Source organism: Pantoea sp. A4 (assembly GCF_000295955.2).
Taxonomy (GTDB): domain Bacteria; phylum Pseudomonadota; class Gammaproteobacteria; order Enterobacterales; family Enterobacteriaceae; genus Pantoea; species Pantoea multigeneris.
The window spans coordinates 30,043-53,930 of sequence record NZ_ALXE01000066.1; the positions used below are offsets into that span (position 1 = coordinate 30,043).

At 55.8% G+C, this 23,888-nt stretch carries 14 protein-coding genes; 13 read left to right on the forward strand and 1 reads right to left on the reverse strand.

What is annotated here, in order from left to right:
• The first annotated feature begins 15 nt into the window (after positions 1-15).
• The 12 genes from B880_RS0122900 to B880_RS26825 all read left to right on the forward strand — a co-directional run bounded on the left by B880_RS0122900 (position 16) and on the right by B880_RS26825 (position 20,975).
• Positions 16-1,656: a phage baseplate assembly protein V gene (locus tag B880_RS0122900; RefSeq protein ID WP_017349792.1), complete on the forward strand. Its 1,641-nt coding sequence runs from the start codon at positions 16-18 to the stop codon at positions 1,654-1,656.
• Positions 1,657-1,674: 18 nt separating this feature from the next.
• The gene (locus B880_RS0122905; protein ID WP_017349793.1) at positions 1,675-2,118 is read left to right on the forward strand and encodes a GPW/gp25 family protein; all 444 of its coding nucleotides are present in this window, start codon (positions 1,675-1,677) and stop codon (positions 2,116-2,118) included.
• Entirely contained in the window at positions 2,115-2,549 is a 435-nt protein-coding gene (locus tag B880_RS0122910) for a hypothetical protein (protein ID WP_017349794.1), read from the forward strand. Before B880_RS0122905 ends, B880_RS0122910 begins: the two co-directional genes overlap by 4 nt.
• 44 nt (positions 2,550-2,593) lie before the next feature.
• Positions 2,594-5,362, forward strand: a complete 2,769-nt coding sequence (locus B880_RS0122915; protein ID WP_017349795.1) for a hypothetical protein — start codon at positions 2,594-2,596, stop codon at positions 5,360-5,362.
• Positions 5,362-8,385 (forward strand): hypothetical protein, encoded by a 3,024-nt coding sequence (locus B880_RS0122920; RefSeq protein WP_017349796.1) that lies wholly within the window; start codon positions 5,362-5,364, stop codon positions 8,383-8,385. Before B880_RS0122915 ends, B880_RS0122920 begins: the two co-directional genes overlap by 1 nt.
• A gap of 54 nt (positions 8,386-8,439) precedes the next feature.
• On the forward strand, positions 8,440-10,575 hold the full coding sequence (locus tag B880_RS26820) for a contractile injection system tape measure protein (RefSeq protein WP_017349797.1): 2,136 nt from the start codon (positions 8,440-8,442) through the stop codon (positions 10,573-10,575).
• 127 nt (positions 10,576-10,702) lie between these two features.
• Positions 10,703-12,250, forward strand: coding sequence for a hypothetical protein (locus B880_RS0122930; RefSeq protein ID WP_017349798.1), 1,548 nt, complete (start codon positions 10,703-10,705; stop codon positions 12,248-12,250).
• Between the two features lie 23 nt (positions 12,251-12,273).
• Complete coding sequence (locus B880_RS0122935) at positions 12,274-13,206, forward strand: Pvc16 family protein (protein WP_017349799.1); 933 nt, start codon at positions 12,274-12,276, stop codon at positions 13,204-13,206.
• A gap of 55 nt (positions 13,207-13,261) precedes the next feature.
• On the forward strand, positions 13,262-15,325 hold the full coding sequence (locus B880_RS25460; RefSeq protein ID WP_017349800.1) for an ATP-binding protein: 2,064 nt from the start codon (positions 13,262-13,264) through the stop codon (positions 15,323-15,325).
• Positions 15,326-15,538: 213 nt separating this feature from the next.
• Entirely contained in the window at positions 15,539-17,914 is a 2,376-nt protein-coding gene (locus tag B880_RS25730; RefSeq protein WP_017349801.1) for a phage tail sheath C-terminal domain-containing protein, read from the forward strand.
• Between the two features lie 66 nt (positions 17,915-17,980).
• Positions 17,981-20,632, forward strand: a complete 2,652-nt coding sequence (locus B880_RS25735) for a phage tail sheath family protein (protein WP_017349803.1) — start codon at positions 17,981-17,983, stop codon at positions 20,630-20,632.
• Positions 20,633-20,804: 172 nt separating this feature from the next.
• On the forward strand, positions 20,805-20,975 hold the full coding sequence (locus B880_RS26825) for a hypothetical protein (protein ID WP_017349804.1): 171 nt from the start codon (positions 20,805-20,807) through the stop codon (positions 20,973-20,975).
• A 171-nt stretch (positions 20,976-21,146) separates the two neighbouring features.
• On the opposite strand, the gene B880_RS0122965 is transcribed toward B880_RS26825, so the two are convergent.
• The gene (locus B880_RS0122965) at positions 21,147-22,640 is read right to left on the reverse strand and encodes a SulP family inorganic anion transporter (protein WP_026042859.1); all 1,494 of its coding nucleotides are present in this window, start codon (positions 22,638-22,640) and stop codon (positions 21,147-21,149) included.
• A 339-nt stretch (positions 22,641-22,979) separates the two neighbouring features.
• Here B880_RS0122965 and B880_RS0122970 point away from each other — a divergent pair, with 339 nt between their 5' ends.
• Positions 22,980-23,411, forward strand: a complete 432-nt coding sequence (locus tag B880_RS0122970; protein ID WP_017349806.1) for a MarR family winged helix-turn-helix transcriptional regulator — start codon at positions 22,980-22,982, stop codon at positions 23,409-23,411.
• The last annotated feature ends 477 nt before the right edge of the window (positions 23,412-23,888 follow it).

Sequence of the window (23,888 nt, forward strand, 5' to 3'; positions counted from 1 at the left end):
TGCGGGAGGAACGAGATGGCCAATTATTTGTTAGAAGTAACCGTGGCAGATAAAGTCCTGGTTGATCCCACTAAAAAAGCCAGCGCGCTCAAAGGGTTTCGGCTGGTTGAGCTCACCACCCTCAGCCGACTCAATGAGGTATCGACAGCCAGGCTGGTGTTTCAAGGCCCAAAACCAGGCAAAGTGCCGAATCCCGAGGTGGAAGCCGAACTGGCATCGTTCGTGCCGGGCGCTCTGGCCACGATTATGGTGGATAAAACCGCGCTGTTTCTGGGACTGCTGACGCGCGCACAACTCTCGATGGATGATAAGTCTCGCACCCTGGAGCTGCACCTCAGCCATGCGCTGCAGTTGCTGAAGTCAACGTATCAGAGCCAGGTCTGGCCGATGATGACGGATGAAGCGATCCTGCGCCTGATCCTGACGCAGCACGGCATCGTCGCGGGTAAAGTGGAGGGGATGAAAATCAGCCATCCGCAAATGATTCAGTTCAACTGTTCTGACTGGCGCTATGTGCAAACCCGGCTCAATGCCTGTGGCCTGATGCTCGCCACCAACGGCATGGGCGTGGTTTCCGCGATTAAGCCGCTGGCGGCGGGACCGGCTCTGAGTTTGACCCCAAAGGAAGGGGGACTGCGCAGGTTAACCATTACACACAACAACGAGCAGCTGGCGAAGGGGATAAAGGTCGGTGGCTGGAACGTGCCAACGCAGAAGCTCCTCCCGGGGGCTGGCCTGCCCGCGATGCTGGGGTTAATGGCATACGATACAAAGAGTGTTAAGCCGTTAAACACCGCCACCTGGCAGCAAGGCTATAACATGCTGGATGTGGGCGAAGCGGTTGAGTTAGCCACTGCCCGCCTGCAAATGAACCATCTCAGTGCTGTCACTGCGGAGCTGACTATTCAAGGTAGTGCCAAAATTGAGCCGGGCAACAGCGTGCTGCTGGCAGGGTTTGGTCCCGCCAGTGACGGAACGGCGCTGGTGACGGGGGTGCGGCACCGCTTCTCTGCCGCTTCACGGGGTCTGGAAGACTGGGAGACCCTGCTGGAAACAGGCAGCGAGTATGCGCCACCCATGACCAACGAACGCGTGCCACGCGCGCCGGGCTTGCATGTGGGGGTCATCGGAGAGAATCCCACGGGTCCGCTGCCTGCGGATAATACGTTGGCTATTGACATCCCGGCGCTCCAGCTCAGCAAACCAACGCCGATTCGGGCTCGCCTCACCAGCCCTTACGCAGGCAAAGGGCATGGCTTTAGCTTCTACCCGCAACAGGGCGATGAAGTGGTGGTGGCGTTTATTGATGAAGATCCCTGTTACCCGGTGATTCTCGGTTCGATGCACAGCACCCTCAATCAGACACCGTTCCTCACCCCGGCAGACGGCGTAGGGATCGTGCATACCAACAGCGAAAAACAGCTAAAGCAGTCTCTCACGCTCAGCCCGGCTACCGGTATTACGCTGCAACAGGAGCTGGCCGGGGTGAAAAGTTCACTGGTACTCAATAAAGGAGAAGCCACGCTGGATGTGGATACCAATGCCACCATCAAGGCGAAAGTGAACATCAAACTGGATGCCACGGCGAAAGCAGAAGTGGCGGGTAAAGCAGGTGTTGATGTCAAAGGGGCGCTGGTCAGCCTGAAACAGGGTTAACAAACGGGAAGGTGAAGAATGCCAACATTAGACGAGATCCACGGGCGTGGTTGGGCCTTCCCGCCACGTTTCTCCCTCAACAGCGGCGCAGCACTGGCGGCCAACTACGTAGAAGATATCCAGCAGAGCCTGCGCATTCTGTTCAATACGCTTCCGCTGGAACGGGTGATGCACGCCGGCTACGGCTGTGACCTGCATGAAGTGGTTTTTGCTAACGTGAATGCGGATTTGCTCCAGCGGATTACCACGCTGGTCCGCGAAAGTATCACCCGTTATGAACCCAGGGTCGCACTCCTCAACGTTGAGGCGTTGTTTGAGGATGTCAGCGTGCTGCGCACCGGGCAGTCGGGTTTCAACGTGCTACGGTTACAGGTTTCCTACAAAATTCAGGGTTCTGACATCGTGCTAACCGAAGAGGGGTTCATGGATGTCGCGGACGGGCGAAGCGGGGTATTTGCATGAGCAAATTTATTGTGGTGACCGGCGATAAGGTGATCTATGACCCCACTTTTTTGACCCGGACCGTGGTGCCGGTGCCGGCGGTGATGACCGGTACCGGCCATGCCGATATTAATAAACTAAAGGTCTGCGTCGCCGCAGATATCAATCAACTCTCCACCAAAGTGATGTTGACCACGTATACCGCACCGCCGTATACCGTGCCGGGCACCTGCAAGCTGGAGATTCAGGCTTTAAACGCCGACCAGCTTCAGGTCTGGTGTGACAGTAAAGGCAACGTCATCACCGTGGGGACGAAGTTTATCGCCGTGTGTACCGGCATAACACCGGCCACCCTTCCGCCACCCGCCTCAACCCCCGATCCCACTGTTGGGTCACCGATGATCGGCACCGGCAGCTTTATAAATAGTCAGTTCTTCGTCACCGCTGGTTAAATCTTACTCGCCTGCTTTTTCGGCCCTGACCGCAGGATACTTCTATGACATCGCCAGAAGAGTTTATCTATGATAATCGTACGTTGCTTACACACCTGCAGAATTTCCAGACATACACCGGTGCTATCCCATTCAACGATCTTAAGAACTGGGATGAGGTTTTCTTTAATGATGGTCAGACACCGCAATCTCTCGCCGCTCTGCTGGAGCAAGCAGCATCGGCACCGGGTACGCTTCAGCCGCAGCAGGCGTTTCTTCTCGCATTCCTCAAAATGATGGAAACTCCGCGCCGGTTGATGAACACCTTGCCAGCGCGGCATCGCGAACTCTATTTTCGCGGCGTGCTTGGGGTTAAGCCACTGCCCGCAGTGGCCGACCAGGTGATGCTACAGTTCACGCCGGATGAACTGCACCAGACGCTGAATTTACCCGAGGGACTGCTGTTCAGTGCCGGGCAAGACAGTGCGGGTGCACCGGTGAATTACCGGTTGGATGCCCCGCTGCTGATAAACCATGCACGTATTACCGATATTCGCTGGCTGCTGCCTGATGCCGACACAAAGGCCGTTCGCGCCTGTACCCTGCTCGATCTGGCTGCGGGCATCACACCGCCAGCGGGAGGGGTGCGGCTGTTCTCACCTCAGGTAGGCGGTAAGCCGGGGGTACCGCAAGATGAAACTGTACGCTACGGTTGGCTGCTGGTGATTCCCACCCTAAAAGCGGCTGGCACGGGTCAGCGTAAGTTAACGTTGACGTTTGGCGCCTCGCCTGAAGGCTTAAAGGCCGAGGTGAGCATTGGCACGCAATGGCAGCAACTGGAGTGCACTACTAACGAGAGTACGCTAACCGCCACCCTGGAAGCCAGTCTGAACCCGGAAGCGCCGGCGGAGTATGCGTTGTTGGCCGACCCGGTAATACGCCTCTACCAGGAAACGTCTACCCCGACGTTACCAAACGTGACGGCGGTGGAGATTACTGTCGTCAGTGCTTCAGACGTGACGGTGACCACCGCTGAAGGCGTTACAGCGCCGGTTAAACAGGTAAGCTATCTCTTTGGTCATGCGCCGAAAGCGGGCAGCTCGTTTACGCTGTCATCTCCGGCATGGCGCAACGCCAGCGGTCAGACGTTGACGCTCACTCTCACCCCGAAATGGCAGGGGCGTCCGGCGGATCTCAAGGCCTGGTACATCAATTACCCCAATAATGCGGTCTCGGATAACGGGGTTTTCACGATTAAGAGTGAAGACCTGGTGCAAAAAGAGGCCTCGTTGTTTGGCGAGGGGCAAAGCGACAATCCGCTGATCTTTTCCCGCACCCTAAAGGAGGGGGACAATACGCTGGTGGTGAATTTAGGGGCCATTGACTTCCAGCATGCCCTGTACGACAAGACGTTTAAAGAGGGGAAGATCACCGAGGATAAGCTGCTCAATCCTCCTTACGATCCGCGTCTGGAGGATATTGATGTCAGCTATAGCCTTGCTGGCGTTGCATTTACCCCGTACGCGCTGCTGCCCTATGGCTATGCTCAAACCAGCGTGGGGATCGGCAGCCCGCACGTCTATCTCGGTTTGACGGATATTCATCCCGGCCAACAGCTGAGTCTCTACTGGTCGTTAGATACCCCAGTACCGTTCGCGTCAGATGGGCTGGTGTGGGAGTACTTGTCGCAGACTAACGCTGTCGCTCAGTGGAAAGCGTTAAGTAAGCAGCTGAGTGATAATACCGGCAACTTTGCCCGTAACGGCAGTGGTGCAGTGACGCTGCCAGTGGACGCGGCTAACAAGACAACGCTGATGCCCACGGGGCGTTACTGGCTGCGGGTCAGTAAGTTTGCACTCACCGACCATCAGGTGCAATTGCCGGTCTATATGACCCAGGATCTCAGCGCCACTGAGCAACAGAAACTACTGGCTATGCAGCCTGACGTGGAGCCATACCCGTGGCTCAATGGCTTATGGGCCAATGCCCAGAGTGCCACGCTGGTGGATGCCGCCACGATTGCACCTGAGCACTTCGCCACGCCGCTGCCCGCCGGTACTGTGCGTAGCACGGTTGTGCCGTTTAATGGGTTGTCAGCCGTGCTCCAGCCGCTGCCGGGCTGGGGAGGGGAGGCACAGGAGAGCGATGCCGCCAGTATGCAGCGCATTGCTGAACAGGTGATGCACCGTGGCCGTGCCTCTAACTGGCGCGATATTGTTCAGTTGGTGATTGCCAACTTCCCGGACGTGCATCATGTGCGCCTGCCCGGCACGAAAATCCTCGACGGTTTGTATATTCCGAAAGCGCCATCAGACAGCTCGCGCACTAGCGCAACAGCAGAACCGGTATTAGATCCCGATCGCGTGCAAGAGATTATGGTGATCCCGCAGGCGGGCATCAACCAGGGGAAGGACCCCCGTAAACCGATATTAAGCCCGGCACGGTTGAAAGCGATTCAGCAGTTTATTACCGATCGTGCTTCCCCCTGGCTCAATCTGCGGGTGCTCAATCCCTGCTATCTCGAGGTGGAGGTGGAATATGACGTGGCGGTGGATGCCAGTGTCAACCCGGCCAATCTGCACAGTCAGTTGGATGAGAAGCTGCGCCAGCACTTTATGCCCTGGCTGAATGGCCAGCAGCGGGTGCAACCAGGGGACACCCTGACCATTAATGACATCATGCAGGTGCTGCAACAGCACCCTGCTGTGCGGTATGTCACCGATGTCACCTTGAATGGTAAATACGATGCGATTGAAACCACGCTGGCGGTGATTGTTCTCAAACTGTCCAGTGATGCCAGCCTGCTATTCACTCAGCCAGAGGAGACCGCGTAATGAGCGATAACTATGTCCCGCCTTCGCTGGTGGAAGCAGAAAAAGAGAACATCCACTTCAATACGTTGATGCGTGATGCGCGTGAGGTGGTAGCACAACTGGCGGGGAAAAACTGGACCGATACTGCACTGCACGATCCGGGCATTACGCTGCTGGAGGCGCTGGCGTGGAACATTTCTGATATCAGCTACCGTTGCCTGCTACCGTTGCAGGACCTGCTGACGCTGGAAAACGCGCCCGTAGGCAGTGGGCTGTTTCCGCCCAATTTTGTGCCGGAAGAGATGCTCACCACCAGCCCGGTGACGGCGGAAGATTATCGCCGTGGCATTCTTGATCTTTATCATCAAGGCACGCCGCGTGGTTTTTACTTTGCCGATGCGGCGATTACGCGCGATCCCCGCGTGGCCGCCGATGGCGAGCCAAACAGCCGTTTTCACTACTATTACGATGCCGCAAACCGTAATTTTGTCTTTAAACAACCGAAAAAAGAAACGCCTGAAGTTCCGGATCTCCCCCGCATGGAGCTGTTTGGCAGCTATCAGGTGGTGGCACAGATTTCACAGTTGCCGCGACTTAACCTCGATGACACTGAGTATAAAAACACACTGACGAATTATCTGGAACAGCATCGCAACCTGTGCGAGGTGTTCCGGAGTGTCTCGGTGCTTAGTGAAGAAGAGGTGATCAGTCTGTCAGCAAGGGTCGAAGCTGACGAACTGCTGGAAGATGTCGATACGTGTTACGCCAACCTCTATCTGGCGCTGCAAAACGTGCTGGCAGCGCGGCTGGAACGTCAGGAAAAGGTCGATCTGGCGCGTGGGGAATACCACGGGCCGAAGGCAACCTATGGCTGGATTACCGCACTTCCTCCCGGCCAGTTGGGTGGAGAGAAGGTGATTTCACTCAGCCACTTTAATACCGCGCTGGCTACGGTGGAGGGCGTGAAAGCGGTACGTGAGTTGGCGTTTGATGGCGAAGTAGGGGAGAGTAAATTTTCCCGTACGCTGACAGATAAATTGCCGGTGCTGTGGGGAACAAGTCGCGATCTGAATCAACACGTGAAGCTGATGCTGGAAAAAGTGTCGATCTACCGTAACGGGGTGCAAATTACCGGTACGGCCAGTAACATTGTAGCGTTAATTGAATCGCGTTTCGCGCCCCCGCAGAGCCTGGTCTCACCGCCTTATCCCCTGGGCCGTTATCGTCATCTGCGCCGTTACTACCCGGCCAGCCTGGTGGTGCCACCGCTCTACCAGCTACAGCAAGCCGATCCGGACCCGGAAGTCCGTCAGTTACACCACTTTCTGTTGGGGTTTGAGCAGCACCTTGCCAGCAACCTGCAACAGCTGGAAAACCTGACCCGACTGCTCAATCTCTCCACTGAGCATCTCAGTTTGATGGAAGCCTACGGTGCGCAGTGGCCGTTTGCTGAAGGCAGCGTGCTGGATGCGGTCTACCGCGACCATCAAGATGTCGATCTTAAAGAGAAATTAATGAATACCGCTGAGCTAAACCAGATGGATCTCAGCGCCATGCTGCGGCTGATTCGCTACTTATTAAATTACTTCGGCATTGAAGACTTTAATAAGCAGATCACCACCAGCCAGCAGCTGCTGGATAATCTGCATATTGGCCTGAATCTGCTGCGCCAGGTGCCCGAAGCAGGCTACAAACGCACCGTATTTATCAACAATCAGGTCTCTTCCCTGCAGCGCCGCCTTGCCGGGCAGTTGGGTACCGGCAGGGAGATGTTCAGTGACGCGCCCGATATTAGCCAGCTGTCGTTTTATGTGGTGGAGCATGGCCTACTGCTGCCGGATATGCCGCCAGAGCAGAGCCAGGTCCCGCTAAAAATTTCGCGGGCCAAAGAGCTTACTTATGGTGCTGAAAAGTTCCTGGTACTGGAGACGAACAGGCCGCTCGCGGGCTATATGACGCGCAAGCATATGGTTGATCTCACGTATAAAATTGACGCCATGCCGCAGGTGCACATTGGCAACCTGCTGGTGATGCTACTGGGTGTTGATGTGCCAGTAGATGAGTGGCCAACAGGCCCGGATGCACCTAAACGTGAAAACAGCTTCCTGCTGCTGCCGGGTAAATTTGTGCAATTGCGCGCGGTAAAAAACGAGATTTTGGCGCTGGATCTGACGCAGACGGCGCTAAGCGCCAGCTTCAGCGATATCTGGCTTAACGAAATGAAGTACCTGCTGGATAAAGAACACGCTGAAGTGATAAGCGCAGCGGAAAAAAAATATAAAATCACCACCAACAGCGACCAACCGTGGCCATCGGTGCTGCGCAAAGGGGATACGCTTACCCTGGAGCGCACTTACCATATCGAGTCTAAAACCAAAGAACCTACCGCCAGCAATGATTATCAGTATCAGGCCACCGTTGATGCTGTCGACCCTGTCACGGGCTCCGCCAACATTACGGTGACAGATAAAGTGGACGATCCCATTGACTTTGAAAAATACCGTTATTACTGGCACATCAACCCTAAAGGCACGCAGGGCACACTTGCACTCCATGACGATCTGCTACAGCGCGATCGATTCTCCTTCATCCTCAGCGTGGTATTGCCGCTGCGTTATATGGGGGATGTGAAACAGAAGACGGCACTGCAGATTGCCGCCGAAGATCAGCGGGTGCGCAAAATTGTGCAGGGGGAGGTGCCGACGCACATTCAGGCGCGGGTGCTGTGGTTAACCGATCAACAGTTTGCCAGCTTTAGCCACACCTATGGCAGTTGGCAAAACCAGGGTATGGCGGTGGGGGAGGACTCCCTCAAGCTGATGCGCATGCTCTCTCTCGGTATGCTGGCCGAGCTGGTCGAAGGGGTTGGTTTGGCGCGCATTCCGGACAGTGCAGAGTCGGAGAGGCTTACGGCGATTGAAGCGCTGGAAACCGATGCTAATGGGGAAGTCAAACCCTTTAACGAGTGGACGGTGGAAAACCAGGCTGCATGGAACGAGGAGGTGAACGATAACTTCCTGCTGTTTGTGGCACCGGACAATTAAGCCCGCGCGCAGTCATAGCCTGTGTCGGGCTCTGTACTGCGGACAGGAGAACGTATGCCGATTGATCGTGTCACCGTCTCGCTAGCCACCTCCCGGACGCATGCGGCCAGTCTCCAGCAGCAGGTGAGCCAGCTAATGCAGCAGCTGAACCCACAGCTCGCTGCGCTACTGGCGCGTTATCTTCCCGCAGATGCCATGCTCACCGCGCCGCTACGGCTGAATATTGGCACGCTGCCGCTCAGCCAGTTCTCCTCGCAGTTTGCGCCACGGCTGCTGGCCGCGCTGGAACAGGTGCTACAGCAGTGGGAGATTGATCCGGCGGATAGGTTCGCCGTTCCTGCCGATCAGGATCGGGACACCGCCGATGGGCGTGTGGTAAGCCATAACCCTGAGGTGCAGGAAAGCCACAGGGAGCTCAGCGGAGACACGCCAGGTGTCAGCCCTGTGGTTGAGGCCGCCCCACCAGAGTGGTCGACATTGCTGCGTTACCTGAGCAATGGCTATTGGCCTACCTTCGCCACGGTGGCACAACCTGTTGCAAGCGGGGCAGTGCAACCTGACGCTACAGCGTTTAAGCAGCAGGGTGAGCCAGTTGCGAACGCTCAGGCGGGAAGCCGCCGCACGCCGCAGCGGTTGTCAGGGCAGCGCCACAGGTCGCAGCCGTTGCCGCGCCAGCGAGTGGCGGGCCAGCGGAAAAGTGCACCCGTTGCGGTTAACGCTCCGTTGGACAGCCGCCATACGCCCCAGCGGTTGTCAGGCCAGCGCCACAGGTCGCAGCCGTTGCTGCGCCAGCGAGTGGCGGACCAGCGGAAAAGTGCGCCCGTTGCGGTTAACGCTCAGGCGGGAAGCCGCCACACGTCTCAGCCGTTGTCAGGGCCGCGCCGCACGCCGCAGCATTTGCTGCGCCAGCGAGTGGCGGACCAGCGGAAAAGTGCGTCCGTTGCGGTTAACGCTCCGTTGGACAGCCGCAACACGCCGCAGCGGTTTTCAGGGCAGCGCGACACGCCGCAGCCGTTGCTGCGCCAGCGAGTGGCGGACCAGCGGAAAAGTGCGCCCGTTGGGGTTAACGCTCAGGCGGGAAGCCGCCGTACGCCCCAGCAGTTATTACGCCAGCGCCTGATGGGCCAGCCGGCAATTTCCCCGAACGAGAGGGCTGCGCTGATCGGTGCATTACAGTTGCCTGGCGCGCGCCAGCGGCTGTTGCGGCTGATGACGGCCAGCGACTGGCGGCAACTGTGCGCCCTGTTAGCGCCAGCGGCCCGGTTGAGCACGCCATCCCCGCTGGCGCTGCTGCTGTTACTGTGGCAGCAGCCCGGACTCCCGGTGTTGCAGGGCTTTAGTGCGGCCGAACTGCGTCCGCCACAGCCGCAGGAGCTGCGTGAGCTGGAGCGGTTATTAACGGCGGACAACCCGCAACCGTTGCTGGCACTGCAACCCTGGCTGGCACAACAGACGCAGCAACCGCCAGCCGCTGTGTTAACCGCTGAAGTGGCCCGCCAGCCTGAAGGTTCGCTACGCCCCGTTAACCAGAGGCAGGGCTGGCAGCAGCGGCTCTCTGCGCGGGCGCAGCAGCAGCTGGCACGACTCAAGCCCGCCACCCGCAATGCTTCACCGCCAGCACCCAAGCCGCAACCGCTGCCCGAGCAGCTGGAGCTGCATCACGCGGGGCTGGTGCTGCTCTGGCCACTGCTACCCGGCTGGCTGCGTTCGCTCGGCCTGGTGATACAAACCGAGCCACAGGCACCGCTGCGTTTTAGCGGGCCCGAGGCGCAGCAACAGGCCATAGCCCTACTGGATGCATTGATCTGGCAAGACGATGCAGGCGGTGAGTGGCGCAGCCTGTGCAGCAAGCTGCTGTGTGGCTGGCCGCTGGAGTGGCCGCTGGATCAAGCGTGGCCGCAGGAACTGGCGCGACAGCAGGCGCAGCAGCTGGAACCGGCGCTGCAAGCGCTGCTGCTCCAGCTACCGGGCCTGAAAAATCTCAGCCTGCCAGAGTTGCGTCAGCTGTTTCTCCAGCGCCCCGGCACCCTGGAGCAACAGCGCTTCGGCTGGCAGCTCAGCGTGCAGCCGCATCCGGCAGATATTCTGCTGCGCCATATTCCCTGGCCGCTGGAACAGATCCACTACAGCTGGTTATCCGAACCGGTCACTCTGCACTGGCCGCGCCCTGGCGACGCGTTCGCGTTGTAGTCTCATCATTCCTGCGCGGTTAGCCCTGAAGCTGTACTGCAAGCCGCAGGCTAACCGCCGTCAAACCTTCCCGGACAGCCGCCGCTGTCACTATGTTGCATAACGTTTTCTAAACCGGAGAGTTATCATGGCTAAAAAGACCCCAGCAGCACCGGAAAATGCCCAGGATTCAGCGCAGAAGCAGCCTGAAGCCAAGATCGCGCCGCAGGCGGAATCCGCCTCTGAGGCGGGCAGCACCTTGCCCTTTGCGCAAAAGCGTGACGAATTAATCAAAAAATTCCGCGCCAATGCGGTGCCGCGTGAAGCGGATTATAAACAGCTGTTGGATCAGCACTATGACGTCGCCGGTGCGCTAGGAATGGCTAATAAAGACGATAATAATGGCGGAAAAACTGGTAATGGATTGGTGTTTGACAGCACCAGTGGCAAATTGCAGGTCAAGGCGAATGCCACGGGAGGGTTGGTTTCTGATGCCAATGGCGTCAGCCTGGCAGCGGGTAAGTCATTAGAAATTGGCGCTGATAATAAAGTTAATGTAAAAATAAGTAATTCAAATGGGTTGATAAAATTAACTAATGGTGAGGTCGGGGTTAATTTACGTTCAAATAATATTGATAGTGAAGATGTATCTGCGGCTGTGATTATTAATAATACACGTGGCACTAGTGGTCTTTGGATTAATGTTGGTATTGCAGGGGATAAAAAAGGTCTTAAGCAATATAGAAGCATATCCACTGATGGTGCGGTTTTAGGGGTCAGTCATGATGGGTCGTTAAAAATTGATAGCACTACCGGGAAGCTGGGGGTAAGTGCCAACAGTCAGGGGGGCTTAGTCGCAAACGCAGCTGGCTTGATGATTAATACTATTGGAATGTCAGGTTTAAAAATTGAAAATAATGTATTAAAGCTGTCGACGGGACCGTCGTTAGAGATTGGTTCTGATAATAAAGTTAATGTAAAAATAAGCGGTTCAAATGGGTTGACAACATTAACTAATGGTGAGGTAGGGGTTAAGTTACTTTCAAAAAATATGAATAGTGATGACGGTAATGCTGCTGTCATTACCAATGTCCCAACGGCTACTGATGGTCTTGGGGTTAATGTTGGTTATATGGGGAATAAAAAAGGCCTTAAGCAATATCAAGACACAGAGTCTGTTTTTGCGGTTTTAGGGGTGAGCCATGATAATACGTTAAAAATTGATAGCACAGGGAAGTTAGGTATTAATACCGTTCAGTTCCAGGTGAGAAGTGTTTCATGGCCTTTGAGTGCTACGGCGGGAGATGTAAAACTCCACACAGATAGTTCTTTGGCTGTTAATAGTTCTGGGCAGTTGGGGTTTTCAAAAGACAGGACGGAAGCTATAAGGTTATATGGTCGGGTTCTGAATGCACAATGTTTTGCTTATGATGATCTTTTTGTATTGTATACTTATAGAAGTTATTTTATTTTTATTGTTTCTCTCTACTATCAAGATCTGTTTGACACGATTTCATCACCAGAAAGATATAAAACTTTTACTGTTAAAAATGTTACGAATAATACAATTCAAAGTATTAATTATATATATGGTGGTGGTATTTATTCCGGAATGATGCCGAAAGAATTTTCCTATGGTGATGAGGTTTCATTTACTATAGCCGGTACCTATAATTTTAAACTTCGCTCTATATGATAAACTATCAACCGGAAAATCCCATGCCTAAATCCCTGTTCGACACGCTCGCAGCCAGCGAGATCGGTGAATTTAATACGTCCCTTAAACGCCACTTACACACCTGTTTTGGTGTTCCCGAAGGCGACGATAAACTCAACTTCCGCTTCGATGAGCCCAACTATAAAGATGCGTCAATTAACAGCCCCACATTCCACTTGTTTATGTACCTGATTCATGAAGACCTGGCGATTCGCCACAGCTCACCCACCGCCTATTTACCGCAAAGCGGGCAGTTTGAGCCGGATCGCGCCTTTATCCGCTGCCTCTACCTGGTGACCTACTGGGAGCCGCCGACCAAAATCAGTGCCACCTCACCGCAGGCGGAACCGGACAGCGACTCGGTAAAAAACCACAGCACCATGATTCGCGCACTGCTGAAGCTGCGTAAAAACAGCGCGTTTAAAAAGTACCAGCTGCGCATTATCGAGCCGGAAGCGCTGAACAGCCTCGGCAACTTCTGGCAGGCGCTGGGGGATAAGCCGCGCACCATTCTCAACTTTGCCGTCACCATGCCCGTGGTATTGGATGATATTGAAGCGATTCTACCGGTGAAAAAGGTGGAATCGACCTTTGAACAGCTCTCCGGCCACGATCAACTGCGGTTGGAGCAGGCACTGTATGCCGAACTGGCTCATAAGCTGCCGGGAGGGGCGCTGGCGCGCGTCACCGTGCGGGCGGCACCGGCTTTAACCACCCGGCGTAAGAAAGCCGGTGAACCGGTGCAGGAGGTGGATGTAGGCGTGGCTGGGCTGGTACTGGCAGAACAGGCTAAGCAGCTCGAGGAGACCGCCAACGGCTGGGCAGGTAACACCTTTGATCTGGCCGGTACGCGCTGGTTGGTGAAAAAGGTCGATCTTGATGGCCTGGTGCAGGTGCCGGAGAAAGACGAGGAAGCCTTGCCCACCACCCATTAATGACGCATCCCGGCCCCCCGATTTCCCCCCTTTGTCCTGACAAACGGATCGCCCTATGAACCTGATGCCCGAAGATTACCCGGCGGCCGACAGCGCTGCGGCGGAAGATCAACTCTATACCTTTCTGGCGGCCGTGGCGCAGGTGGATGCCATCCTGCTGCGCCACCAGCAGCAGTATCAATTTGATCCACACAGTGATTTCTACCCGCCCAGTAGCGAGCTGGAAAACGCCACGCGCGCCATGCCTTACTGGGCCGGGCGCAGTGCCAACTGGCAAAGCAATATCCCGCAGTTCGATCTGCCTGCCGAAAGCCGCATGGCGCAGCTGGTCGATCAGTATCAGCTGAGTGAGTTCGAACTGGCGGTGCTGCTGTTGGGCTGCCTGAACAGCTTTGAGCCGCGCTATCGCCAGCTGTTTGCCCAGCTTCCGCTGCAGCAAAATGAAGGCCCGAGCTTTGGGCTGGTGCAGGCGCTGTTCTGTCCGGGCACTTTTCTCCGCCATGCCCAGCGCGCCAGCCTGCAGGCGGATGCCCCGCTACAGCGCGACGGGCTGATCGAGCTGTTGCCCCGGCGCAATGCTGGCGAAGAGCAGGGTTATCGCACTCACGAGATGGTGCTCGACTGGCTGTTAGGCAGTGAAAGCCTGCCTGCGGCGTTACAGGGTATAGCGCGCTGGGTGGAGGATAAACACAACGATCGCAGCCATCAGGCGGCGGTGAGTCAGCTGGCGTTTCACCAAAGCCTGACCCCCCTGCTCGACATCCGCAGTGAGGCGGGTACCGATCGTGAAGCCTATATTGCTGAACTGGCACGCCACTTCAATAGCCAGGCGCTGTTGGTCTCCTGGCTGCAACTGCTTAACGCCGGTCGCGATGCGCCGCTGTTGCTGCGCCAGCTGTTTAACTTCACCCGGCTGACGCGTTCGCTGCTGGTGCTGGACCTCCCGCCACCCAAAACGGCGGGGGAAGGGGGCGACAGCTACAGCGCCCTGGTCGAGCAGCTGGAGCAGATAGTGGAGCAACAGGTGCGCGACGGGCTGCCATTGCCGATCTGCACCCTCAGTGCGGCGCAGCTTTCACAGTTGCCCTTTAGCCGCCTCAGCCGCCACGCGCTGGAGATTAGCGTGCCAGGCCTGGAGGATCGCTACAACTACCTGCTCTCTTTACTGGGCGGCAATGCGCCGCAGTGGGATGCCCGCGCCCTGGTGCAGCGTATTGCGCTGCCGTTCGATACCATGCGCAGCGCGGTGGCGGAATCCCACGCGCTGGCGATGCAGCGCGGCAAAATGTGGCCGCAGGAGGAAGATTTTCGTGCCGCCTTCCTGCGCCGCGCCAGACAGAATTTCAATGCGCTGGCCCAGCGCATCACGCCGCAGCGTAACTGGGATGACATCATTATCAGCTCAGGGCTACGCGAGCAGCTGGATGAAGTGCTGTGCGCAGTACGCCAGCGCGAGCGGGTGCTGGAGCGCGGCTTTGCGCGCAAAGTGGGCAAGGCCACCGGCATCAGCGCCCTGTTCTATGGTGACCCCGGCACCGGCAAAAGCATGGTGGCGGAGGTGATGGCGGGGGCGCTGGGCGTGGATCTGATCCGCGTCGATCTCTCCAGCATCATCAACAAATACATCGGGGAAACCGAAAAAAACCTTGCCCGCGTGTTTGATCTCGCCGAACAGGATGCGGGGGTGCTGTTCTTTGACGAAGCCGATGCGCTGTTTGGTAAGCGCAGTGAAACCAAAGATGCCAAAGACCGGCACGCCAACATCGAAGTGGCTTATCTGCTACAGCGGCTGGAGCATCACCCTGGGCTGGTGATTCTCGCCACCAATAACCGCAGCCATCTGGATGATGCCTTTACCCGCCGCTTCTCGTTTATTACGCATTTTGCCTACCCCAACGCCGAGCTGCGCGAGAAGATGTGGCGTGCGGTGTGGCCGCCGCAGATCAAGGTGGCGAAAGAGGTCGATTTTGCCCGGCTGGCGCAGTTGGCGCTGACCGGTGCCAACATCCGCAACGCCGCGCTGCTCGCCAGTTGGCTCAGCGCGGAGAAAAAAACTATCTCGCTGGAGCATATTGAACGCGCCATCCAGCGGGAACTGAGCAAAATGGGGCGCGGCTAGCGATAGCCGGGTTCAGGCTTGCAGTTACCTCTCAGGTCAAATGGCGCTTTCGCCAGGTCTGCCCTCCGCCGGGGGCAGATCGTTTTTTCCTGAGGTGCCAGGTAGCTGCGCTGAACGATCCCGTTACCCGATCGCACTGAACCAGCCCATCAATCATGCCCTTAGCACCGGCTGCTATAACCGTGGCCGGGCCACGTTCTGGAGACCTGCACTATGTCGCAATTGCCACTCTCTCCCGGTGTTTATGTTGAAGAGGTTTCACACTTTGATCTTGCTCTCGGCACGTCCTCCCGCGCCGTGCCCGTGCTGCTCACCTCTGCGGGCAGCCGTTGGTGGAGCGAACAGCAACAGCCGGTTCTGATCGGTAGCCTGGAAGACTACTTCGCGCTGGAAGGTGCGGGCAGTCTGGGCATGGGCAGCCTGAGTTTAGCAACGGCCAGTCGCTGGCTGGCTGACAACCACGGTCAGGTGGCGGTGGCGGATGCACCAGGTGCACAGAGTTCTGCCGATCCCGGCAGCCTTGAAGCACTGGCGCTGCGTGCCTATTTCGCCAATGGCGGCACTGCTTGCTATCTCTGCCCGGTGGATCAGCTGGCGCAGATTGAAGCGCTGAGCGATGTTTCGCTGGTGGTGCAGGCCGGGCAAACCCGGGAAGTGATAGCGGGAATCCTCAACCTGTGCCAGCCCGGCAGCGGACGTTTTGCCCTGCTGGATGGCCCGCAACATCCGGGATTTTATTCCGCAGCGTTGCTGCATGATTTTCTCGGTGAGATCTCACCGAGCAACAGCGCCGCGCTCTACTACCCGTGGCTCAATGCCCGCTGGGCATTGCAGGGCGGCAGAGTGGGGAGTTACGCGGTGCCACCCAGCGCCGTGGCCGCCGGATTAGTGATGAAAACCGATAGCGCCAGCGGCCCGTGGCGCGCACCTGGCAATCTACCGCTCAGCAGCGGACTGAAACCGCAGGTGACACTGGGCGACAATGCCCAGCAAGCGTTCACCAGCAAAGACTTCACCACGCCTTCAGTGAATATGTTCCGCGAGTTTGCCGATCGCGGTGCGGTGCTGTTGGGGGCGCGCACCCTGACCAACAGCGGCCCGGCATGGGGCTATATTAACGTGCGCCGCACTTTTGATCGGGTGGAGCGTGATTTACAGCAGGCCATGCAGCGTTTTCTGTATGAACCCAACGGCCCGGTGAGTTGGGAAGCGCTGCGTGCAGCGGTGGAAAATTATCTCTACGGCCTGTTCCGCCAGCAGGCCTTCGCCGGAGATAGCCCGCAAAGCAGCTATCGCGTTGAAATCGGCCTTGGCAGCACCATGACGCAGCAGGATATTTTGGCGGGCATCATGCGTATGCGCATCGGCCTGGCAGTGGTGAAACCGGCAGAGTTTGTGTTCCTCGAGTTTAGCCAACTGCTGGGCGGGGCTTCACTGACGGGGGGACCGGCATTGCCGGAGCCAGAGCCGGAACCAGAACCAGAGCCAGAGCCAGAGCCTTATTTAACCTTTGAGTATTCCGCTGTGCAGATTCCAGATTATCAAGGCGAGGTCAGCAACGCCCATCAAGGAGGATCTTTAGCCTTTAGCCAAAACGGACTTGTTTTGATCACCGAGCCGTATTACCCCGGATTTGCAACGCGTGTGCTGCATTTCGAAAATAACCAGTGGTCTGAGCAGGAGGCATTCGCTCGGCAGGGGAATGACAGTAAAAACAAAAGGGTGTCGATCAATTTTGATGGCTCTACCCTGGCAGTGAGTTATCCGGATGTGAATAAGGTTTACAGAAAAGGTTTTTATCTTCCTGACGCAGATGGGATGAATGGCTATGATTTAGCCATATCTTCTGATGGGACAATGTTAGTTTCTGGTGCACCTGAAACACAGATTGATGAGAATAAAGTCGGTGCTGTAAATATTTATCATGAAAATGAATTTAGTAGTGTATTAACGTTGCATGATCCTGAAGTGGATGATGCTTTCGGCAGCGCGGTTGCGGTATCTGCCCTGGGAGACAAAGTTGTCGCATCAGCACCTAATGCCTTGGCGGGCAAAGGATTGGTGGCCACCTTTGTTAAAGCAGAGGAGGAGTGGATTGAACAGGATGCCCCTTTAACCCATGACCAGAGTATTAAATTTGGTCTCAGTATCGCGATGAACGCAAGTGGTGAGCTGTTAGCGGTCAGTGGGACTAACGAAAGCACCAATGAGATCAGTGTCTATTTATTTCGCTGGTGTAATAATTTATGGGAAAGTGATGCGGTAATAAAGGTGGGTAAACCAGGCCAATATAAAGGGGTTAAAGAGGTGGTGTTAAGTGGTGATGGTAGTGTCCTGGCAGTGTCATCAACGGTTATTCATCAGGATGGAGAAGAGCGCGGTGTTGTGAAATTATATCATGCCTCGCGAGACTGGCGGCTTGAACAGACTTTAGATGATCAGGATAGCGTAAAAACTAATTCACTTTTTGGTGCTTCAATATCACTAAATAATGATGGCAGTAAATTAGCAGTGGGGGCGCCTGATTATCATGAGGAGGATGGTGAGATAACGGGAAGAATCTACCTCTACGACTTTATCAGGCCGTGATTCTTTATTTGGTTGATTAGCACGATCAGCAACAGAAAATTCATCCTCATCTCGCTGGAGAACCCCATGCTTAATTTCCCGCTTGCTCCTGGTGTGCATATTGATGACATCACCCGCAGTTCACTCACTGTAACCACTGCCACACCGGGCCTTCCGGTGATGGTCATCGGCACTGACGGGCCGTGGTCGGCGCTGTATCAGCCTTATCTGGTCGGCAGCTTTGCTGAAATTGAGCGCTGGCTGCAGGGGGAGAGTGGCGTCCGCAGCAATAGCGTTAGCGCCGCAGGCTTTGCCAGCGCCCGTCCGGTGCGTAAGGGCGGTAACCCGGCACATCAGCGCCTCAGCAGCCTGATCTCTGGCCCCGAAAACCAGAGCAGCAGCGAACCGGACTGGACTCATCCCAGCTTCAGTGCGCTCAAAGCCTATTTCGACAACGGCGGCGGTGCCTGCTACCTGTGCCGCAGTGACCAGCTCAACCAGATTGCGGATCTGTCGGACGCCACGCTGGTGGTGCAGGCGGGGCAACCGCTGGAGGTCGGGCTGGCTATTTCTGCCCTGTGTCAGCCCGGTAGCGGGCTGTTCGCCCTGCTGGACGGGCCGAATGATGCACCGCCAGCAGATGATAATGCTGAAACGGTGAAGCTCCAGCCGAATTTTGATGCTGAGGCACTGGCAGCGTTCGTCAGTGAGTACAATGCCAACGCCAGCGCGGCACTTTACTATCCGTGGCTCAGCCCACAGTGGCTGCTTTATCAGCGCAGCGGTGAGCCGGTGGGAAGGATTCATCCAGTGGCCCCCAGTGCGGTGGCCGCGGCCCTGATTCAGCAAACCGACAGGCAGATTGGCCCGTGGAAGGCCCCCGCCAACCTCACTTTGCAGCCCGGCCTGCAACCGCTGGTGAAGGTGGGGGATGCTTCGCAGGCGCGCTTTAACCAGGACGGCAAGCTGGCGGTGAATATGCTGCGCGAATTCCCCGGCATCGGCGTGCAGCTGTGGGGGGCGCGTACCCTGAGTGCGGGTGATGTCGCATGGAGCTATGTGCCGGTGCGCCGCACCTTTGATCGCATCGAGCGCGATATGCAGCAGTCGCTGCGCAAAGTGCTGTTTAAGCCCAACGGCCCCCAGACCTGGCAACAGCTGCGCAATGCGGCAGAGAATTACCTGTTCAACCTGTTTGAAGCCGGGGCTTTTGCCGGCACCACGCCGGAGCAGAGTTATCAGGTGCAGGTCGGCGTCGGCAGCAGCATGACCGAACAAGACCTCAATGACGGCATTCTGCGCATGAATATCGGCCTCGCCGTGGTGCGCCCTGCAGAGTTTATTGTGCTGGAGTTTAGCCAGACCATGGCCAGTGCCGTAAGCGGCGATGTGATTACGCCAATTCGGGAGCCGCTGCGATTCTACTCACTTTCGCCATTCCAGCTGCCTGATTTTCCTCCTTCGCCATCAGGACATCCTCAACCCGTGGGGATGGGTCGCTGCCTGTCTATGGGCGGTACTCGCTTATTACTGCGCTCCACTAACTATTTTCAGGCTGAAGAAGAGCAGACGAATCTAATCATTTATCAGCGTGGTGCAGCTGGCTGGAAGCAAGAATTTTTTGAGGTTATGCCTTATGTGAATATTCCCGGAGCCACCCTGGATAATGTGATGTTGTCACCAGATGGAAATTATGCTTTTTATAACACATTCTCATTTGATGATGATGAACTGATAAGTGGTGTTTTTTGGGCTAAAAACAATAATGGAGTATGGCCAGCTTTGTCTGAATGGAATAAGCTAACGCTGCCGGAGGACACCGGGATGGATGTTTTTGGCATAACTATGAGTAGTTATACGGGATATGATAGCTGGCTGGCGATATCAGTAGCCAATGTCTTTAAGGAGGGTTACGTAGTAGAGTCAAAGGTATTGATGTATAAGCTTGAAGGTGATGAGTGGTTATATCATCAGGTGCTCGATAGCAGTGGAGAGGTATTAAATCCAAGGCTGTACGGCGGTGCGATCAAATTCGACTCAACAGGAAGTGTGCTGGCAATTTCCGCGCCTAACTCTCCTTTTAATCCAGATGTGATGGTAAGAAAATTATCTCCTGCCAATGAAGGTGGAACTGGTATTGAAATTCATCTTGGTGCCGTAGATATTTATCACCGGGTGAATGAACTGTGGGTATACCACACAACACTGACGCCAGAAGATGATAACGAAGCGGCTTTTGGTACTGATCTGGCTTTTAATCAACGTGGTGATTTAGTGGTCTCGTCGGCTGCTATGAAATTTAACACAGAACTGAATGTATCAGAATTTTCCGGCAGGTTGTATCTTTTTACGAATAAAGAGGGTGTGTGGCAACAAGAGCACCGGGTTGAAGAACAGTCCCAAAGTAAAAAATTCACCGGATACCAGTTGTGCTTTGCCGGAGAAAATGAACTGGTCGCCAGTTCAATAGCAGCCTCAAGAGCCGAACCTATTGGTGATGGTGAGATTGAAATTAGCTTGTCTTATGGCGTGACGGTGTTTTTCTGTAAGGACGGGACATTGAGCCGCCAGTATGATTTAACTGATGGTGCAACTGGGGGAAATAAGTTTAGATTTGGTTTTGGTTTTGGTTTTGGCTTGTCATCTTCTGGGAATTATTTCTCAGTGTTTGGTGATGCCGAGACCAACGAAGAGGGGGGGGTTAAACGCAATAAAGTGCGGGTTTACGAAAAGCGTTAATTTAGATATTTTGGCTGAACTAATTAATGCTTGCAGGTCTAACCATACAAAATATCCTGTCGAAAAATAATATGAAGAGGGTTGAGCAGCGAGGTTCAGCCCTTATTTTTTTCTGCCCTGAGGATAGAATATTTACGGAGAAACTCATGATCCAGCTCCCGCTTGCGCCCGTGTGCATATTGATGACATCACCCGCATTAGCGCGCCGGAGGAGGTCGATTTTACGTTCTCCTCGAGCCTGGCGACAGATTATGCCGCCACCCGGCTGTTTATCGGCAAGGGGCAGTACAGCAGTGAGGAGGTATCAAGCGCTGGTCGGGCGTGGATTTACGATAAGCAATAAGTCTTACAATCAACGGGGCTTATCCAGGTAGCAGAGGTGGGATGGGGTCCGGCAACCCATGCGGTTTACCTTACCCCCTGCCCGATGTGCATTTTAATGCCCCCGTTTTTCGCTGGTGTAAGCCGCCACGGCTATAGGTTATCTATCCGAACCCATAGCCGTGCGCTATTTTCACCCCAACTTCCCACTCAGCCGTTCATGAAACTCCCCGCTGCGCCCATCCAGCCCGATAATCTCTACCTGCACCCCATAGCGCCCGTAGCGGTGCACAATCCCGTCTAATGCTGCCACACTTGAGGCATCCCAAATCTGCGCATGGGTTAAATCAATCACTACCGTTTTCGGATCGTGGGCATAGTCAAAATGCTCAAAAAGGTCATTACTGCTGGCAAAAAACAGCGGGCCGCGCACGGTATAGGTCGCCACTTCCCCCATCACTTCGCGCTCGGCGCGAATCACATGCGCGATGCGGCGGGCAAACAGCATCATCGCTACGATTACCCCGGCCAGCACGCCCAGCGCCAGGTTGCTGGTCCAGACGGTGATCGCCACGGTTAATACCATCACCGTGGTTTCTGACCACGGCATGCGTTTGAGCGTCGCCGGTTGCAGGCTGTGCCAGTTCACGGTTTTCACCGCCACCACCATCATAATCCCCGCTAACACCACCATCGGGATCTGCGCCATCAGCGTGGAAAGCCCGGTCACCAGCAACAGCAGCACCAAACCCGCCACCACGGTGGAGACGCGCGAGCGCGCTTTGCCCATCTCCACGTTCACAATGGTCTGGCCGATCATCGCGCAGCCCGCAATCCCGCCGTAAAAGCCCGCCAGAATATTGGCGATGCCCAGCCCCCAGGATTCACGGCGCTTGCTGGATGGCGTATCGGTAATATCATCCACCAGTTTGGCCGTCAGTAATGACTCCATTAAGCCCACGAAGGCTACGCTAAGCGCAGTCGGCCAGACGATTTGTAAGGTGTTGAGGTTCAGCGGCACCAGCAATTGAGTGAAACTGGGCAGTCCGGCGCTCATCGGGCCTTCATCCGCCACGTTCGGCACGCGCCAGCCCAGTAATAAAGCCGCGGCAGTGACGGCAACAATCGCCACCAGCGGGGAAGGGATACTTTTAACAATACGCGGTAGTAACAGCACAATCACCAGCGTGGCGGCAAACAGCCCCCACACCAGCGGTGACTGGCCCCAGACGTGCGGCACCTGAGCAAAGAAGATCAAGACGCCCAGCGCATTGACAAAGCCCAGCATTACCGAGCGGGGAATGTAGCGCATCATGCGCGCCAGCCCGGCGAGGCCGAACAGGATTTGAATCACGCCGCCCAGCACCACCGCAGGCAGAATGTATTCTACGCCGTGGGTGTGGACCATCGGGCCAATCACCAGCGCCACCGAACCCGCAGCGGCCGTGACCATCGCCGGGCGTCCGCCTAACAGGGATAACGTCAGGCACAGCACCACCGAGGCGATCAGGCTGACTTTGGGATCGACCCCGGCAATTACCGAGAAGGAGATCACTTCCGGGATCAGGGCCAGTGCGGTAATCACCCCGGCAAGGGTTTCCCGCGTCAGAAGTTTGGGGGAGCGCAGCACGTGCGACACGCGTATATCGTCCGTCTGTCCTGCGGACATCGTCTCTGTTTTACTCATGGTTTCTCGTTTTTATTTGCTCGCGTTGACACTGCACGAGGCGGGAGGGGGGGAATCACCGCCAGATGGTAGCGGGAAGCGCGAGGGGATGCCAGAAAAACCAGCAAGGTCTTGATTGAGCGGCGGCGCGTTCCGGTTGGAAAATCAAGCGTTTGGTGGAGCAAAGCCGAGACAAAAACGTGTCTGAACCGCGTTATACAGCACTAAAAACGCCTTTTATCGCAGCCGCGTGTTACCCGTAGCGTAGCGCGCCAGATGGATTGCGCTTCGTGAGCAAACTGTTATGCTTTGTCACTTGTTTCTCAGGGTTATTCTACCCATCGTTGAGGCACCACCATTTTGAGCACCACCAGTTGGACCTTCACCCGTTTACTCCACTCCACCGCCCACGCCTGGCGTTTGGCCGTTGACCGGCATTTGAAAGAGAGCGGGCTTAGCATGAGCGCCTGGCTTGCCATCGCGACGCTGGAAAATGCGGAACATCCCCTGACCCAAACCGCCCTGGCCCAGCTCCTCGGGCTGGAAGATGCCAGCGTGGTTCCGCTGATCGATCGGCTGGTGAAACAGCAGTTAGTGACGCGCGTACAGCCACCGGAAGATCGGCGCAAGCGCCTGCTGGTGTTGACCGAGCAGGGCAAAGAGGCCTTTCTCCGCGTGAAGGCCGAAGCCGACGCGCTGCGTGCAAGGCTGCTGGAAGATGTTGATCCCGAAGCGCTTAAGGTGACCGAAGGGGTATTAGGGCAGATGCTAAAAAGGCTCGATACGCTGTAATTCGCCACTGGCCGCAGACCGTTGCAAAAGCATCCGTTATCTCTCTGAGGTAGCGGATTTTTTTTTGGGGTTGCGTTTGCATTGGTAATGGGGGCGTTTCAGTTAGAGGTTATGCGTTCCAGTCGCAGATGACGGGGAGTGCCGTAAAGACGCCGTGAATCCCTCCCTGGAGGCTCTGCCGCCGCATCCTTGCGGCGGAAGCTTTACTCTACTCCCCGTCATCCCCGCCTTCATGTGAATACTGTGCAGACCCGTGACCGCGCAGTTTGTGGCTATATCACTAAAATTTGCCGCCCAATGCGCTAATTGGCTCGCTGGAGAATGTAAGGATCATTAAGTCATCGCGGTCTGGCGATCTAAGATATATCTCATGCCCTCACCACGATAAAACGTTGTTACGTTCTCTCATAATTCGCTTGCAATCACCGATGCGCTCAGGATAATCGCAACGTCAATAATAATGATTCTCATTTTTTT